Source organism: Clostridium sp. KNHs214, assembly GCF_000744935.1.
Lineage (GTDB): Bacteria > Bacillota > Clostridia > Clostridiales > Clostridiaceae > Haloimpatiens.
In genome coordinates this window covers 1,233,997-1,250,762 of sequence record NZ_JQMW01000009.1, presented here as the reverse complement: position 1 = coordinate 1,250,762, position 16,766 = coordinate 1,233,997, and the positions used below count along the sequence as shown (strand labels likewise).

Genomic DNA, 16,766 nt, shown 5'->3' with positions numbered 1-16,766 from the left:
TTTGTAAAGAAAGTGAGGGATAATAATATGTATACTTGCGCTATGTGCAGTGAACATCATTGTAAAATAGGAGAACTTCAGAAATTACCTAATAATTGTCCATGTAATGAAAAAGAACAACAAGAACAGATAAGAAAATTATACCTTGAAGATGAAAATAATAAATTAGCATATAATTCTGCATTAGTTGAAGCAGAAGGATATTGTAAAAAAACAAGACTTGAAGAAATAATGGATTTTGCAAATAAGTGTAATTTTAAAAAACTGGGGGTTGCCTTTTGTGTAGGTTTAAGCAATGAAGCAAAAATGCTGTGCAAGATCTTAAAGCATAATGGATTTGAGGTTATTTCCGTAGTGTGTAAAAATGGAAGTATACCTAAGGAATTTTTAAATATTAAAGATAATGAAAAGGTAAGAGCGGGTACTTATGAGCCAATGTGTAATCCTATTGGACAGGCTATTTTACTAAATAAAGCTCAAACAGATTTAAATATTATTATGGGATTATGTGTAGGCCATGATTCGCTGTTTATAAAATATTCTAATGCACCTATAACTGTTTTTGCAGTTAAGGATAGAGTGCTAGCTCATAACCCTCTAGGAGCATTGTATCTATCAGATGGATATTACAAAAATAAATTGTATAAATAATAGCGAGGTATTGGTTAATTTAAAATAAAGAGGAAATAAAAAACTTATGTATAATATAATATATAGGAATCTTATTATATGATAGTTCAACTTAAGGGAGTGATTTTTTATGAAAATTATGAGAAGCTATAATTTATTTTACTCGGCAGTAAACAAAATGCTTCAAGCAAAGACCGTAATGACTCAGTCAGCTATGCTTTGCTTGGAGCCTAATGTAGTTTATTAGCTGAAATAAAAACTAGGCTCCTATGTAATACATAGATTTACTTTTTCATGGGTCTTTGCCTTAATTTTAATTTAAAAAAAATTAAGGAGGAGCAAAGGCATGAAATATGTTAAAGCACATAATGTGTTACCAGAGGAGATAATAGAGTTAGTTCAAGAATATATAGATGGGGAATATTTATATATACCTAGAAAAAGTGAAAATCAAAAATCATGGGGTGAAAAAAACGGAACTAGAAATAGCCTCAAAAGAAGAAATAATGAAATTTTTAAGAAATATGCTAGAGGATATAAAGTTTCAAAGTTATCTGAAGAATATTTCCTATCAGAACAAAGTATTAGAAAAATTATAAGTAAAGAGAGAAAATTATGTTCCTGATAAAGGAATGTTTAATAAAGATATAAAATATTTTTTTGAATATCATATGAAAGAATGTATTATTATTAGACTATATCTGGTAATAATGCGTTCTTTTTTTGCTCTACTTTAATACAGAACTGTTTTGTACATATAAGGTTAATTTCACAGATGATATAATTTTTGTAAATAGTAATATGCCTTCTCATTCTGGTTTATCATGATTTAGGATTTTCGAAAGGGGTTGAATTAACTGATATGATATTGTGATTACTATGTAAAATGAGAAAACACTTATAGTCATGGAGTTGGCAGCAATATTGGACTAATGTAATATGAAGTTTCATATGTTTATAGATAAGTAAACTATAGAAATAGCATTGTGTAAATTTAATACAAAAGTAATAGAATTTATTAGAAAGTAGGGGATATATTGAAATTTAAATTTGTTCCAATGAACTTGGAATATGCAAAGGAAATGATTGATAATTGGAAATATAATGGGGAATATCATATATATGACTACATAAATGAAGAGGAATTTTTGTTGTGTAAAGAAACTTGGGGAGTAGGAAGATTTGCAGTTTTAAATGAGCAAGACAAGCTTTTAGGAGAGTTAACAATAGAATTTTTTACAGAAGAAGATGAATCATCTGAAGATGACGGATACGTTGAATATAGCATAGTTAGAAATAATTGTGAAAATATATATGAAATGTGGATTGGATGGGGATTGAAACCAGAATTGTGCGGCAAAGGATTAGGAGTAGAATTTGTCTCAGAATGTATTAATTTTGCGGTAAGGGAGTATGACTACAAAGGAGAATATGTTAGATGTGGTGTTGCTGCATTTAATAAAAGAGCAATAAAGGTGTATGAAAAATTAAACTTTAAAACGTTTCATATATGTGAAGGAGAAATAGCAAATAAAAAATATAAAATTTTACAAATGCAAAAAAGCATTAAATAGAATTATTATGTTTATAAAAAGGAGTGCATGAATTATAATTGTTTTTAAGGTTTGATTTAAACGCAGTGTCTTTGAACATAAAGAGTAGAGAGTTGATGAAAAATAGTCTAACTTTACTTATTGAAATGAGGTAATGCACTATAATTATAATATAAAAGTGAAATTCCAGTAAAAATAAAATTTTTACTGGAATTTCATTTTTATAAGTTACATAAAGAATTATTAATGAAAAGGTGACAAATGTCATGGTATATTTATTATTTTTATCACTACAAATAAATTGGCAATTTTAGTATTATTATAGAAAAGATATTGTATTTAATTGGTATCATATAAAAATATAGAAAGAGAGAATTTTATTATACTTTAAATAAGGGTTTTTGGGAAAGAATTATGGTAAATGAAATGACATTTACAGTAATGTATTTCCCATTACATGATACCAGATAGGGGGTAAAAATGGATAAAAAGTTGAAAAAAACTTTTATATGGGTAACAGTCATATTAATGGTATTTATTTTAGTATCACAGTATAAGTTAAGTTTTGATGTAAATAAAGAACCACCTTCTGAAAAGTGGGGTAAAGGTAAAAAGATAACAAATGCTGAGGTTAAATCTCCACCTAGGTTTTATAAAAACTCAGAAGGATATTTGATATTACTAAATAACAGTAATAAGTTAACATTTTTACAAATAGATAATTTAGGAAATTTAATTAATAGCAAAGAAATATCTATTGATGGCAGTATGATAAATAATCTGAGCTTTATAAAAAAGCAGCAAGGATATTTTATAAGTTGGGATTGCATTAAACTAAATGAGAATGCAGAAAACTATGTAGAAGTAGATAATAGATTAAACAAAATAAATGAAGGAAAAATAAATGGTGTTAATGAATCATTTCAAGTGAATGAAAAAATACTCTTAAGAGCTTATGACAAAAAGATAGAAATAGTAGATTTTATTAAAGATACTAATAAATTTATTGAAGTAAATGGAGCAAATTTACTAAGGGCTGTAGAAGTTGCAAAGGATAAATACATGTTAATGTTTATTACAAAAGATGGGTATATAAAATCTTGTTATTATAAAAATGGAGAAATAAGTGACTTAAGAAATTTATGTGCTTTAAACTTACCATTAGGTCAAGGTATTTTAAATACTGCTTTAGGATTTGACCACAAATACGCTTACCTTATTATGTTTAAAAAAACAAAGAAAGGATTTAGTACAGAACGATATAGTTTTGAATTGAGTAATTTGGAAAAGAAATCAATGAATATAGTTAACCTACAAGGCATAGACGAAGTAAAAGATATACAATTTATTTCTACTGAAAATGGAAAAGCTAAATTCTTAGGCCAAGTATCAAGATATTTTGGTATAAAAAAGCAATATGAAGATTTAGTAGAATTTTATTTAAAAGATAATGAAATTTCTGTAGGAAATTTTGTATCTAAATCAGCAAAAATATCCTCTAATGCCGCTATTAATGAGGATACAGCAATATATTGTGATTATGTACCAGAAAGTGAGAGCTATGATGTATATTTTACATCTACTAAAGAGGATTTTAAGAAGGAAAATAATAACGCAAAAAAAGAAGAAAAAATAATATCTGCCCAAGATACTGCACAAGGCTTTATGTATGCATTGATTTATGTGATTATACTAGGATTAAAATGGATACTACCTGCAGTTATGGTAATGAGTATTATTAGTTTTTTAGAATATAGATTACAGGAAAAATCCAAGAAAATTTTATTTGTTACAGTATCTATAATGACATTTTTAATAAAATGTGAGGCTATCTATATCACTAACTATAAGAATTTTAAGTTTTATTTACCTAAACAGCTTTCTTCTGTATTATTAGGATTTTTTATATGTTTTATAATTAGCTTAATATTTTATGTATTTGGTTATTTGAATTATAAGGATGATTTAGATGCTATGCCAATAGCAAAATTTATGCCTTATTTAATACTTGATTCTGTTTTTACTTTAATGGTTTTTGCACCATACATGCTTTAAGGTTTTTGATTGTTTAGAAAATTATTAAAAATAAAGTATTGAAAGGTACCCTTTAAGATTAGCATGGTTTCTTTTTATGCATATATTTTTAAAGGGTACTTTTAACTGTTTTATTATATAAAAGAATTTAGATTTTACGGGTAATTTCATAAGCCCAGTTTCTATTAACTATTAGAGATTCAAGTTGTAATAGTGAAGATAAGCCATTAGATAATTTGTCTATAACAGCATTTGCAGCAGGGTGATAGTACATTCCTTTTTTCTCGGCTTCTTTACCCGCCTTAATAGCTAAATCAATTATTTCTAAATTTTTTAATCGTTTATTAACTGGTATTTGTCTAAGAAGAAGAGTTTTGCCACGAAGAAAATCTCCATTATAAACTCCAGAAAGTTTAACTTTTTCTCCATTAAACATAAATCCATTGCATGAGTCACTTTTGTATCCAAGCACTGTAACATTCTTTGACATCAACCATTCAATAGTAGCTTTTATATCCAGCATATCCTTAGGAGATGTGGCAATTAAAGCTACAGGCAATTTATAGATAGCTGGCAAGTCAGGACATAATTCTTCACCTTTAATATCTCCAATTCCACCCATGCCACAGGTTACAGCTAAAGGTATATTATACTTTTCACAAACTGCCATAGTACCAGAGGCAGTAAGGGCACCTGAAAGTTTTCCTTTCAAGGTATTTTCCAGTAAAAAACAATCTATACGTATTAATGAATCTGCTCTATTTCTAAAGTTTAAAAATTCATTAATATTCCCAACAATTATATTCCCAGATTCTATCCATGCAAGGTTAGAATCTGTATTATCCCAGGATTTTACTAGCTGCTCATTACATATAGAAGAAAGACCATGAGTAAGTAATGCTGTTTCAACTAAAAAATTAGGTTTATTTCCAGTTTTCATAGTCTTTTATATTATCTTGTGTAACAAGAGTTAACGGAGAATATACCGCTTTAGAAAGTTTATGACCTTGTGCAGCTTTCATGGCCATTAAAAGAGCAGCTTTTGTATATACTTGGCTAGAGTAAGTGACACTTCCCATCATAGTGCCTTCTTTTATAGAAGCTTTAGCATCTTTTGTAAAATCTACACCATAAACAAGGACATCGTCTCTACCTATAGACTTTAATGCTTCAGTAGCTGCAAGAGCCATAACATCATTACAAGCAAATATTCCTTTTAATTTAGGATTAGCTTGTACAATAGTTTTTGTTGCATCAAAAGCAAGATTAGCATCCCAATTACATGGTTGAGTAGCTACTAATTTTACATCCTTTTTGCTTTGAAAGTATTCTTTAGCTCCTAGTGTTCTGCCTTCACTTTGGCCAGCACCTGCTAAACCTTGAAGAATAGCAACTTCGCCACTACCACCCATGCGAGAAATCATATCTTTTGCAACCATTTTTCCTTGTTCTTTAAAATCAACTGTTATTTTACCATCAAGTTTACCGCCAAGCTTTTTTAAGGCTTCTGTGTCAACACCAGGGCCTAAATTAATAACTGGAATACCATTTTGATTGCATTTCACAATTCCAGGATTAAGATTTGTTCCTTCGATAGGAGATACAATAATAGCATCATAGTCCTTGGTTGCCATGGTCATTAAGGTTTCAAGTTGAGAAGCTTTATCACCTTCTGTAGTTCCAGTTAAAACTTCTACATTAATACCAAGATTTTTACCAGCATTTTCATAACACTCTTTCATATTAACCCAAAATGGATTTGTTAGAGAAATTATAAGCACTCCAATTTTTTCATTTTTACCTTTGGTAGGTAGAGAACCTAATTGTTTAGTAAGATCTTCTTCCATTTGCTTAAGGATTGCAGTGCTTTTTGTTGAGGCTTCCTTATTGGTTGAATTATTGCTTTGAACAGTATTTTTTTTCTCAGAGCTAGTATTTTTTTTGGATTCGTTATTGTTGCCACAGCCCACTACGCTTAATGACATAAAAATAGCTAGAAATAATGTAATAAGTTTTTTCATTTTTTAATTCTCCTTTGTTATTATATTTGAATCTTTTTTCTTTTACGAAATTCTGCAAAAACAACAGAAAAAAATAAAAGAATACCTATGAAAAATTGTTGATAATAAGATGAAACACTAAGAATTGTTAAACCATTTCGAATAACGCCTAATAATAAAACGGAAATGGCTGTGCCAAAAAGTTTTGCATTTCCACCACTCATTAAAGTTCCGCCCATAATAACAGCAGTTATAGAATCTAGTTCCATTCCTAAACCTGCATTTGCTTCAGCGCAATTAAGCCTAGCTGTTATAATTAATCCAACTAATGAGGCAAGTATGCCTAAAGCCATATGACATGTAATTCTATAAATCCCACACTTAACACCAACACGCTGAAGAGCAGATTTATTTCCACCCAATGCTTTTATGTATTGACCCCATTTAACCTTATGCATTAATATCATTGAAACTATAAATACAATAATTGCAATTATAATAGAAGGGTTGATTTTATCAACTTGGCTTTTCCCGAAAAATAAAAAATCATTGGGAAATTTTGTTATGGGAATTCCTTTTGTAAGAATTAAAGCTAACCCCCTATAAATAGAAGCTGTGGCCAGGGTAATAACAAAAGCGTTAATAGATGTAAAATGTATGGCAGCGCCATTAAGAAATCCCATAATAGTACCAGAAAGGATACCTATAGTAATTGACAATTTTACAGAAATACCCATATGCATGGAAAGTGCCATAATTACTCCACATAATGAAACCATGGAACCAGCAGATAAATCGATTGCACCAGAGGCAATAACAAAATTCATGCCAATTGCTAAGATTAAGTAAATAGATACGGATTCGAAAATATTATAGATATTTTTAGAAGTGAGAAAGAATTTAGAATTACAATTAAAAAAAATGCATAATATAAAAAGCACACATAAAAGCAATATCTGCGAAGAGTGTTTTGCAAAAAATTTAAAAGACTTATTCATCATAACCTCCAACAATTAGCCTATTAATGTGTTCAGGGGTACTTTCCTTAGTTAAAATAGGATTTCCACATCTTCCAGATTTCATAACACAGACATAATCCGCTATATCAAAAACTTGAAAAAGATTATGGCTGATAATTATTATAGTTTTATCCATATCTTTTAGGGAATGTATAATATCCATAACCGCATTAGTTTCCTTAAGCCCCATAGCTGAAGTGGGTTCATCTAAAACTATAATATCTGTATTTTGATGAATAGCACGAGCTATGGCAAGAGCTTGACGTTGTCCACCAGAAAGATATCCAACAGGTAATGTTATATCTTGAATATTTATATTAAGATTGTTAAGTAAAGATTCGGTCTCTTTTTCCATGCGTTTTTTATCTAGCCAAAATCCAAACTTTGTTTTTTCTCTACCAAGAAAAATATTACCAGAACAATCTTTTTCATTATCAAGAGCTAAATCTTGATATACGGAAGATATACCATTTTGTATGGCCTTTTTAGGTGTAAGGTATTTAAAACTTTTATTATTAATGTTTATAGTACCTTTGTCAGGGTATAAAATACCGCAAAGAATTTTAATAAGTGTGCTTTTACCAGAGCCATTGTCTCCAACTAAAGCAGTAACCTTGCCTTTATGAGCGTAAAAATTGGCACCTCTCAATGCTTGAACATGCCCAAAATTCTTAATTATATTTTCCATAGAAATCATTAAATTTCCATACACATTGTCTCACCTCTTACAAATAGTAACATTTTTCGACTTATAAATCAAAGAGATATTTTCAATAAATAATAGGTAATCTACTTGTTATGCTAATAGGTATTTTTTTACTTAATTAAAGGTTATTAATGAAAATGTGACAAATGTCATCCTATATTTATTATTTTTATCACTATAATGAAGCTGGTAATTTTAGTACTATAATATTATAGAAGCAGTAATGCATATTTAACTTATAGGATATGTGCCATTTGAGCTATTAGATTACAGATAAAGATTGTAGAAAGAGGGGGATATTATGATACTAGAAATAAAAAATTTAGTAAAAAGATATGGAGAATTTTTAGCAGTGGATAATGCCAGTTTAGCTATAAAGGAAGGACAGATATTTGGATTATTAGGACCTAATGGTGCTGGTAAAACCACTACTATAAATACTATAATAGGTCTTTCAAAAATAGACTCAGGTGAAATAAAAGTTTTTGGTAAAGAATTATGGGCAAATGAAATGGAGATAAAAGCTCAGATAGGCATTATACCTCAGGATATTGCTTTATTCGAGGATTTAAAGGCTTATGAGAATGTCACTTTTTTTGGTAGATTGTATGGACTTAAGGGTGAAAAATTAAAGAATGGTGTAAAAGAAGCTTTAGAGTTTACTGGGCTTTGGGATAGAAGAAAAGATTATCCCAATGAGTATTCCGGTGGAATGAGGAGGCGACTTAACATTGCTTGTGCTATAGTGCATAAGCCTAAATTAATAATTATGGATGAACCTACAGTAGGAATAGATCCGCAATCCAGAAAGCATATATTAAATTCTGTAAAAAAATTAAACCAAATGGGGTCAACGGTAATATATACTTCTCATTACATGGAAGAAATAGAAGAGATATGTGATGAAATAGTAATAATGGATAAAGGGAAGATAATTGCAAGAGGTACAAATGAAGAATTGAAGGCACTTATTTCTACAGAAGATAAAATAACCATGGAACTTTCTGGCGTTAACTATACCATAGTAGAAAATATAAAAAAAATACCAGGGGTAAAGGATTGTATTGTAGATGAAAATTCTATGGAAGTGGTATCAAATAAAAACAGTAAGAACCTAGGGGCAATAATAGATGCTATTGTAAATAATGGTATAGATATAAATAAAATAAATGTGGATAAGCCAACTTTAGAAGGTGTGTTTCTAACTCTTACAGGTAGAAAGTTAAGAAATTAGGGGGTAGCTATGAAGATTTTATATATAATATTTTATAATTTGAAAAGAAATTTTAGAGATAGAAAAAGTTTAGCTAATATGCTGCTTCTTCCTGTAATCCTTATACTAATCCTTGGTACTGCTTTAAAAAGTGAATATGCGCCTGGGGATATAGGAAAAGCAAGGGTATACTATTATAGTGGAGATACAAGTGTTGCTTCTGAAAATTTTGAAAAATATATCACATCCCATGAATTAAAGGATATGGTAGAAGCGAAAAAGGTGAAAAGTAAAAAAGAGGGAATAGAAAGTATAAAAGCTGATGATAAAAGTGCTTTTATATATATAGATAAAGATTCTACGGAAAATATAAAAAGTGGTAAAAAGGTGGGTATACATTTATATAATGAAAGAACTAATATACAAACGGAAGTTGTAAAAAATGTTTTAAAAGGATTTGTAAATGGAGAAAATTCAGTTTATGCTTCTTACACTATAGGGGGAAAGGGAAACTATGTAGTGGATAAAAGCACCATAGTTGATTCATCTATTGATATTAGTGGTAAAATCCCAGAAGCTATAGACTATTATGCTGTAACCATGCTGGTTATGACACTTATGTATGGTTCGCTTTATGGAAGGTATGCTACAGGAGAAATATATAATGAAGAGGGAAAAAGAGTTAAGAATACTCCAACAAAAAAAATAGAAATTTTAATTGGATATATTAGTGCATCGGTATTAACAGTATTTCTTGAAGGATTAATATTAATGCTCATTGCAAAATATGCTTTTAAAGCTAACTATGGCAGTAATATAGGATTGATAGTATTTATTATATTTAGCATGGCGGTACTATGTAATTTTATAGGAATGACAGTAGGCACATTGGTTAGAAAAGATGAAAAAGCCAATGGAATCTTAAATATGTTCATTGTAATTTTTACATTTATATCTGGAGGGTATACAAAAATTTCCAGTAATAGTGGGGTTTACCATAAGATAGTACAGTTTGTACCAAACGGTATGGCTCATAATGCAATGTTCAATTTAATATACGGTTCAAATATAAAATTAGTCAATTTTAGTATTTTAACCATGTGGATTGGAATAGCATTATGTATGGTTATATCTATAGCAGCAGAAAGAAGGAGGCCTTTGCAATGACTATATTTAGAAATAATTTAAAGAGGATATTTAAATCAAAAACTAACCTTTTATTTATGGTTATTTTTCCAATAATTCTTATATTTTTTATTATGAAGTTTAATAATGGTGGAGGTAAATTTTATATTGGAGTTATTGATCAGGATAGGACTAAACTTACAAAAATTCTTATAGAACAATTAAGTAAGGAAAATAAAATAAATTATTTAAAGGAATCTGAAGCAAAGGAAGCTTTAATTAATTTTAAAAGTGACTATGTAATCCAAATTCCTAAGGGGTTTACCAAAAACTTAATAGAGGGAAAAGATGTAAATATAAAAGGATTTACAATAAATGGTAAAAATTCGTCTATGGCGCCCAAATTAAGTATAGAAAGTTTTATTGGGACGGCAAAGACTATAGGAAGATCCTCTAAAGGAAATGAAAAACTTTTCTATAAAGCTATGGATAAATATGAAGAAGGATTGTTTGAATTAAGATATCATAAGGGTAATGATTCAGTAGGCAAAAAGAATACTTTATTTTCTTTAGGATTTTTAGCGTTTAATATGTTAATGTTAGGGGCTAATATTACTCCAATTATATTAAAGGATAAACAAACAAAAGTATATTATAGAATATTTACAGGTCCAATTAAGCCCAAAAACTATACTTTGCAAAATCTCTTGAGTTTTTTAGTGGTGCTTATAATACAAGTAATAGCAATATTCATGTTTATGATGGGGGTAATGAATATGAAATTTCCATCTGTAATAAATATGTTTTCCTTGTTTATAATTTTTTCAATATTGGTTGTAGCTTTTGCGTTATTTATTTCTAGTAATGCTAAGGATATGAGAACAGCGTCAACTATTTCAAATCTTACAGTCACGCCAATGGCTATGCTTGGAGGATGTTTTTGGCCTAGAGATATTATGCCACAGATATTGCAAAATATATCTAAATTTATACCTATAACATGGGTGCTAGAGGCAGCAGAAAAACTTATGTATGGAGATAGTTTATATGATATATTGCCAGAGATATCAATATTAATGCTTTTTACTGTTGTATTTTTGCTTTTAGCTTCATGGCGAAAGAAGGATGTGGTGATTTAAAACAGTTGTAAAATAAATTGGCAGGAAACTAGATTTCCTGCCTTATTAGTTAAAAATCTTAAAAAATTATACTAATATTTAAAACTTATATAAAGTATTTAATTCAACTTTCGCAGTTATAAAATAAAAATATAAAATTTGCAGATAAGTAGTAGGTAATAGCTAAGAAGTAAGAGTTAAGGATAAAACTCAAAGAGTTTTTTATAATTAATTTGTGAATAAATGAGACCATCTATTAATAGTTGTGCTGAAAATTTAGCCTTGCTGAATTTTTTTCAAGAACTCTTACTTTTTACCTCTTACCTATTCTAAAAATTCCTATCTTACATTCTAAATTTTAAATTAAAAACCCTTATTAATCTAATGTAGAGCTTGAACTTTAATGTGTGAAAGTTCAGTATTTAACTAAAGCAGGCATAATAAATTAAAGTGTATAATACTTAAGCTACTGGATAACTTTTCAAATATCCTGTAATATAGATATTATGATATAGCTTTTCATAAAAATAATTAGAACCTATTATTAAAGGTGGGTATATTATGAAATATATATTTAAGTTAAGCTTTTATAGTTTTATAATCATTACTGGCATAATAAAAATGAATGTATCCTATTTTTTTATTACATCTATTTTAATAGTGACTATTATGGATATTTTAATAGATAGATATCTTAAGTCCAAAATGTTTATATTTTTAGAAGCAATAATAATTATTATTATAAGCTTTTATATAAAAGATTTTATTATTTTCCTAGCTCCTTGTTCTTATGAATTAATAAAAAGGGAAAACTACTTTGGATTACTATTTATTGTACCTATAGCCATAGATTCTAATCCTCATCAAATACCTATAAATACCTTGTTGTTTTTTATGGTTAATCTTTATGGGTATATTTATACTAAATATATAAAAGAGCAGAAAAAACATAGGGAATTATATGATTCTGAAAGAAGGATGAGATATGAACTGGAGGGTACCAAAAATAGGCTTATTACATCTTATATAGAAATAGAGCATTTAGCGGAAATTAGAGAGAGAAATAGAATAGCAAGAGATATACATGATACAGTGGGACACAATATTGCAGGTATTTATATGCAATTACAAGCAGCAGCTAAAATAAAAAATAGAGACAGAGAAAAATCTGACAAGCTACTGGATAAATCTATGAATGAACTTTCTAGAGCTCTATCACTTTTAAGAGAAACGGTGCACAATATAAAACCAGTAGAATCTATAGGTATAAATTATATAAATAAAATAATACAAAGCTTCAATTATTGTAAAATTAACTTTAATTATAGAGGAAATTTTAATAACATACCATCTAATGTAATGGAGATCATAGCTACAAATATAAGAGAGGCATTAACTAATGCTTCCAAACATTCCAAGGCAGATAATATCAATATAAAGTTAGAAACTAATCAAAAGTATATAAGGCTTTATATAAAAGATAATGGTATAGGATGTGAGCATATACAAGAAGGTTTAGGCATAAGTGGTATGAAAGAGAGAATAAAAAATTTAGGGGGAAGTATATCTATAGATACTAATGATGGATTTTTAATAGTTTGTGTTATTCCTATGGAGAGTATGGGGGTGAATATTTTTGAAGATTATAATAGCTGATGATGATGGATTAATAAGGGATAGCCTTAAATTAATTCTAGATATAGAAGAGGATATTGAAGTTGTAAGTACTGTTTCAAATGGCAGAGAGGCAATAGAAATTTGTAGAGAGAAAAATCCTGATATAGTGCTTATGGATGTTAGAATGCCTATTTTAGATGGGGTTCTAGCTACAAAAGAAATTAAGAGTGAAAATCCTAATATTAAAGTTATTATTTTAACTACTTTTAAAGATGATGAGTATATAGCAGAGGCTATAAAAAATGGAGCAGAAGGGTATATATTAAAGAATCAGTCAGCAGATAGTATTATAGAAAGTATTAGGACGGTTTATAATGGTAATGGTGTATTTCAAAGCGAGATTTTGAATTCTATAATGTGTATGATTGAGAGCAATAAAAAATGTGAAAATAAAATTCCTTTAAGTGAAAGAGAATTTGAAATTTTAAAACTTATAGGAGCGGGATTATCAAATAAAGAAATTTCAAAAGAGCTTTATTTAAGTGAAGGCACTGTAAGAAATTATGTAACAAATTTGCTTGAAAAGTTACAATTAAGAGATAGAACTCAACTTGCCATATACTATTTGAAGAATTACTAAATAAAGAGCAAAAAAATTTAATGTTTAAATTTTAATAAAAGAAGCCCCAAAAATATGGGATGATTCTATCTTTGGGACTTCTAAATACATTAGTAGTTCATAGTATATATTATCTTGGATAATTTACATTTAATGAATAAGCTCCAGTTTGGCTATTTGCACCACCATAGCCTACGATTTTCACATAGAACTTACCTGTTGTTCTAGCATTATAATATATTGACTCATTGGAAGTTCCTCCATTTGTTGATCTAGCAACCACTTTTCCAGATGAATTTAATAGATATACATCATAATCCTTTGGAAGATTTGTTAAACTTACAGTTATAGTTCCAGTTCTTGAAGTATTGAAGTAGAAATAATCAATATCTGTTGGTGAGTAGATATATGATTTATAGGAAGTTCCGCTAACTATTGGACCATAAGCTGTAGAAAGTGTGTTGTTTGATTCATATGTGTCATTATCTGATGTAGCTTGTCCTATACCAACTTGTGCAAATGCATCAGATATTTTTTGAGATATTGTTGTTCCTGGATACAAATCAGTGGCAGCTTGTACTAGCGCATTTTTAGCATCGATGAATTGAGAATATTGTGTTAAATATAAAGTTAAAGCTCTGTAGTAAATTTGTTGAAGCTTAGAATTGTCATTAATTGATGTTGCTGCAAGGTAGAAAGCTTTGTTAGGAATACCGCTGTTAATATGAACGCCGCCCCAATCACCTTGTTGAGTGTTTGGAAGATTTCTATAATTATCCATGTGGGCAGGTTGGTCATATAAAGTAGGGTCAGCTAAGCTTCTTAAAGCATCTCCAGGTGTATTTGGGGTATAACAATCTTCTCCCATTAACCAATCGTTATTTTCTCCTTCAATAAAATATCCGAATACGTCTGAGAAAGATTCATTTAAAGCACCAGATTGATATTCATACTCTAAATTAGCAGTTCTATCTGTAATTGCATGAGTAAATTCATGACCGACTACATCAAGAGCTGAACCTATGTGTGCAAAATATGTGCCGCTGCAATCTCCATAGACCATTTGACTTCCGTTCCAAAATGCATTATCAAAAGGTTCATTAGGATATCTTGGGTCTCTATATAAAACTGTAGATTTAATAGTAGTACCATTATCGTCAAAGCTGTTTCTATTAAAGTTGTTTTTGTAGAAATCGTAAACGGCACCTGAATTATAGTGAACATCTACTGCATCAAATTGCGATGATGAATCAAATTTATTATCTGTATCGTTTACTACTGTTCCTGGTAAATATGAACCATAATTAGCAGTATAGGTTTCTATTCTTGTGTTTTTTGTTAAATCCCTCATATAGTATTGATTATTTATTAAGTCAAGATTTAGATTTCTTGTTCCATATAATCCTACGCCTGTACCAGTAGTAGCAGATGTTTTAATTAAATTTTTTGAAGATACGATACTACCATTTGTAGCATTCACGAAAACTTTCATATTGCCAGGGAATGGGCTTAAGAATTGCATTGTAACATGATATACTGGAATCCAATTGCCATCTTTGTTATATATATAAGGTTCTGCTTTTGGATTAGCAGTGTACTCTATAGTTTTTCCTTTAAGATCTAAAGAATTTTCAGCTGTTTTAATAGCTTTTTTAGCATTTAGTTTAAATTCCTTACTCCAATTTTTTACGGTAACGTCACTTTTTACATTGCCATTTATGGCATATACGTTACCATTATCATCTGCATGGAGTATAACTTCTGAACCATATACAGGAATTCCATCTACAACTAGTTTATTTTTATAGTGTTTCATGCCAAGTTTATCTGATTCTATACTTTCATTTACAAAGTTACCGGTTTCTAGTTTGAATATATCTTTATTTTGAGTCATAAAATTCTCAGCGTCTTCTGAGGTATTTACGTGATTTTCTGATAAGTCTCCAAAAATAAAGTTAGGAGTTCCATTAGCTTCATTTAAATAGATTTTAAATTCTTTTCCTGATTTTATTGATTTCTTATTGAACTTTTCAATTATTTTTACTTTTTTTGCTTCTTTGTCTGATGACTTAATTAAGTCAGTTCCAGCTGGGACAGCACTAGCTATTACAGAATTTAGCAAAAATACAGAAGTAAGTGAAAAAACAAACAATTTTTTCATTAATATAACCTCCTAAAAATAATTTTTTATTTTTTCGTTTATATAAGCTATGTGGTACATGGGTAAACACCACCTTTCCATTTAAATTTAATGTTATGTTAAAAAATTAAAGTACCAGCATATGATTTTTAAGAGACTAGTAAATTAAAAATACAGAAAAAGCATTTATATAAGTGAGAAAGTTATGACTTATAAGACTAGTTATTAATATTTAAAGGCAATTGAGGCAATTTATTACATTAACTATTCTACGTATCTTTTAATATTCCTTCTAAAAAAAATAAAAACTTTAAATTTTTATTTAATTACATTAAAAAAATAATGGAATATATTAAGAAAGAAAAAATATCAAAAATCATCGTTAACTATTTCTTCTGAATTTTAGGAATAGGAATTAAAGATTTGATGAAAAGTACAGATAAATATTGGATAAACATGATTATAGGATTGATTGGAGCATATTTCTTTTTTAAAAGTGTCTTTTACAAAATGTATAAAAAGCATACAAGGAGAATAGTTAACTCTCAAAAAGAAAAACTTTGTATTTTCTCATTTTTTGATACTAAAGGTTTTATTATCATGGCATTTATGATAACTGCTGGTATTTCTTTAAAAAGAGCTGATATTATACCATCACTGTACTTAGGAACTTTTTATATTACATTGGGAATTTCTCTTTTTTCAGCAGCGATAAGTTTTGCATCTGCTGGAATTAAATATGAAAATACAAAGATTAAATATTTTAATTAATAGGATTTACTATAAAAGTATCATTAATAATAAAAATTTTATAAATAATTATATATAACTCTAGAATGCATTGAGTTAATTTTTGTGTGCTAGAGTTATTTGCTTTAAATATTTATGGATAAAAAAAATAATATATTGATGTATAAGTAATCTTTAAATACATAGAATAAAATTGAAAATATATTGTAGATATAATTAATAAAGTTTTGTTTTATGAGGGA

At 28.6% G+C, this 16,766-nt stretch carries 15 protein-coding genes; 10 read left to right on the top strand and 5 right to left on the bottom strand.

The genetic code is table 11. From position 1 onward, the window contains the following. The first annotated feature begins 27 nt into the window (after positions 1-27). The 4 genes from CC89_RS08425 (at position 28) to CC89_RS08410 (ending at position 4,238) form a co-directional block, all read left to right on the top strand. Positions 28-651: a DUF1847 domain-containing protein gene (locus CC89_RS08425; RefSeq protein ID WP_035291031.1), complete on the top strand. Its 624-nt coding sequence runs from the start codon at positions 28-30 to the stop codon at positions 649-651. A 325-nt stretch (positions 652-976) separates the two neighbouring features. Then, positions 977-1,255: a CD3324 family protein gene (locus CC89_RS08420; protein ID WP_035291030.1), complete on the top strand. Its 279-nt coding sequence runs from the start codon at positions 977-979 to the stop codon at positions 1,253-1,255. Positions 1,256-1,667: 412 nt separating this feature from the next. After that, on the top strand, positions 1,668-2,204 hold the full coding sequence (locus CC89_RS08415; RefSeq protein WP_035291028.1) for a GNAT family N-acetyltransferase: 537 nt from the start codon (positions 1,668-1,670) through the stop codon (positions 2,202-2,204). A gap of 459 nt (positions 2,205-2,663) precedes the next feature. Then, the gene (locus CC89_RS08410; RefSeq protein WP_035291027.1) at positions 2,664-4,238 is read left to right on the top strand and encodes an ABC transporter permease; all 1,575 of its coding nucleotides are present in this window, start codon (positions 2,664-2,666) and stop codon (positions 4,236-4,238) included. A gap of 127 nt (positions 4,239-4,365) precedes the next feature. Here CC89_RS08410 and CC89_RS08405 read toward each other — a convergent pair whose 3' ends face one another. The 4 genes from CC89_RS08405 to CC89_RS08390 are packed head-to-tail and all read right to left on the bottom strand — an operon-like array spanning position 4,366 to position 7,924. Beyond that, complete coding sequence (locus CC89_RS08405) at positions 4,366-5,157, bottom strand: pseudouridine-5'-phosphate glycosidase (protein WP_035291026.1); 792 nt, start codon at positions 5,155-5,157, stop codon at positions 4,366-4,368. After that, positions 5,141-6,238 carry a sugar ABC transporter substrate-binding protein gene (locus CC89_RS08400; RefSeq protein ID WP_035291025.1) on the bottom strand — a complete coding sequence of 366 codons (1,098 nt, stop codon included), beginning with the start codon at positions 6,236-6,238 and terminating at the stop codon, positions 5,141-5,143. Before CC89_RS08400 ends, CC89_RS08405 begins: the two co-directional genes overlap by 17 nt. Before the next feature lie 20 nt (positions 6,239-6,258). Beyond that, on the bottom strand, positions 6,259-7,215 hold the full coding sequence (locus CC89_RS08395) for an ABC transporter permease (RefSeq protein ID WP_286161318.1): 957 nt from the start codon (positions 7,213-7,215) through the stop codon (positions 6,259-6,261). Further along, on the bottom strand, positions 7,208-7,924 hold the full coding sequence (locus CC89_RS08390; RefSeq protein WP_286161317.1) for an ATP-binding cassette domain-containing protein: 717 nt from the start codon (positions 7,922-7,924) through the stop codon (positions 7,208-7,210). The genes CC89_RS08395 and CC89_RS08390 overlap by 8 nt, the downstream gene beginning before the upstream one ends. A 319-nt stretch (positions 7,925-8,243) precedes the next feature. On the opposite strand from CC89_RS08390, the gene CC89_RS08385 reads away from it, so the two are divergent. The 5 genes from CC89_RS08385 (at position 8,244) to CC89_RS08365 (ending at position 13,655) form a co-directional block, all read left to right on the top strand. After that, positions 8,244-9,176 (top strand): ABC transporter ATP-binding protein, encoded by a 933-nt coding sequence (locus CC89_RS08385; RefSeq protein ID WP_035291023.1) that lies wholly within the window; start codon positions 8,244-8,246, stop codon positions 9,174-9,176. 9 nt (positions 9,177-9,185) lie between these two features. Next, positions 9,186-10,322 (top strand): ABC transporter permease, encoded by a 1,137-nt coding sequence (locus CC89_RS08380; RefSeq protein ID WP_035291022.1) that lies wholly within the window; start codon positions 9,186-9,188, stop codon positions 10,320-10,322. Beyond that, complete coding sequence (locus tag CC89_RS08375; RefSeq protein ID WP_035291021.1) at positions 10,319-11,419, top strand: ABC transporter permease; 1,101 nt, start codon at positions 10,319-10,321, stop codon at positions 11,417-11,419. Before CC89_RS08380 ends, CC89_RS08375 begins: the two co-directional genes overlap by 4 nt. A gap of 540 nt (positions 11,420-11,959) precedes the next feature. Continuing rightward, entirely contained in the window at positions 11,960-13,054 is a 1,095-nt protein-coding gene (locus CC89_RS08370) for a sensor histidine kinase (RefSeq protein WP_035291020.1), read from the top strand. Then, positions 13,035-13,655 (top strand): response regulator transcription factor, encoded by a 621-nt coding sequence (locus tag CC89_RS08365; RefSeq protein ID WP_035291019.1) that lies wholly within the window; start codon positions 13,035-13,037, stop codon positions 13,653-13,655. The genes CC89_RS08370 and CC89_RS08365 overlap by 20 nt, the downstream gene beginning before the upstream one ends. A 109-nt stretch (positions 13,656-13,764) precedes the next feature. On the opposite strand, the gene CC89_RS08360 is transcribed toward CC89_RS08365, so the two are convergent. Then, the gene (locus CC89_RS08360) at positions 13,765-15,795 is read right to left on the bottom strand and encodes a M4 family metallopeptidase (RefSeq protein WP_051931608.1); all 2,031 of its coding nucleotides are present in this window, start codon (positions 15,793-15,795) and stop codon (positions 13,765-13,767) included. A 405-nt stretch (positions 15,796-16,200) separates the two neighbouring features. Here CC89_RS08360 and CC89_RS08355 point away from each other — a divergent pair, with 405 nt between their 5' ends. Continuing rightward, on the top strand, positions 16,201-16,545 hold the full coding sequence (locus CC89_RS08355) for a hypothetical protein (RefSeq protein WP_051931606.1): 345 nt from the start codon (positions 16,201-16,203) through the stop codon (positions 16,543-16,545). The last annotated feature ends 221 nt before the right edge of the window (positions 16,546-16,766 follow it).

What these genes read in the sequence shown, in the direction of transcription:
- CC89_RS08380 (WP_035291022.1), top strand. Translation starts at nt 9,186, where the DNA reads ATGAAGATTTTATATATAATATTTTATAATTTGAAAAGAAATTTTAGA.
- CC89_RS08360 (WP_051931608.1), bottom strand. Translation starts at nt 15,795, where the DNA reads ATGAAAAAATTGTTTGTTTTTTCACTTACTTCTGTATTTTTGCTAAAT.
- CC89_RS08400 (WP_035291025.1), bottom strand. Translation starts at nt 6,238, where the DNA reads ATGAAAAAACTTATTACATTATTTCTAGCTATTTTTATGTCATTAAGC.
- CC89_RS08390 (WP_286161317.1), bottom strand. Translation starts at nt 7,924, where the DNA reads ATGGAAAATATAATTAAGAATTTTGGGCATGTTCAAGCATTGAGAGGT.
- CC89_RS08410 (WP_035291027.1), top strand. Translation starts at nt 2,664, where the DNA reads ATGGATAAAAAGTTGAAAAAAACTTTTATATGGGTAACAGTCATATTA.
- CC89_RS08420 (WP_035291030.1), top strand. Translation starts at nt 977, where the DNA reads ATGAAATATGTTAAAGCACATAATGTGTTACCAGAGGAGATAATAGAG.
- CC89_RS08405 (WP_035291026.1), bottom strand. Translation starts at nt 5,157, where the DNA reads ATGAAAACTGGAAATAAACCTAATTTTTTAGTTGAAACAGCATTACTT.
- CC89_RS08375 (WP_035291021.1), top strand. Translation starts at nt 10,319, where the DNA reads ATGACTATATTTAGAAATAATTTAAAGAGGATATTTAAATCAAAAACT.
- CC89_RS08370 (WP_035291020.1), top strand. Translation starts at nt 11,960, where the DNA reads ATGAAATATATATTTAAGTTAAGCTTTTATAGTTTTATAATCATTACT.
- CC89_RS08395 (WP_286161318.1), bottom strand. Translation starts at nt 7,215, where the DNA reads ATGAATAAGTCTTTTAAATTTTTTGCAAAACACTCTTCGCAGATATTG.
- CC89_RS08355 (WP_051931606.1), top strand. Translation starts at nt 16,201, where the DNA reads ATGAAAAGTACAGATAAATATTGGATAAACATGATTATAGGATTGATT.
- CC89_RS08385 (WP_035291023.1), top strand. Translation starts at nt 8,244, where the DNA reads ATGATACTAGAAATAAAAAATTTAGTAAAAAGATATGGAGAATTTTTA.
- CC89_RS08425 (WP_035291031.1), top strand. Translation starts at nt 28, where the DNA reads ATGTATACTTGCGCTATGTGCAGTGAACATCATTGTAAAATAGGAGAA.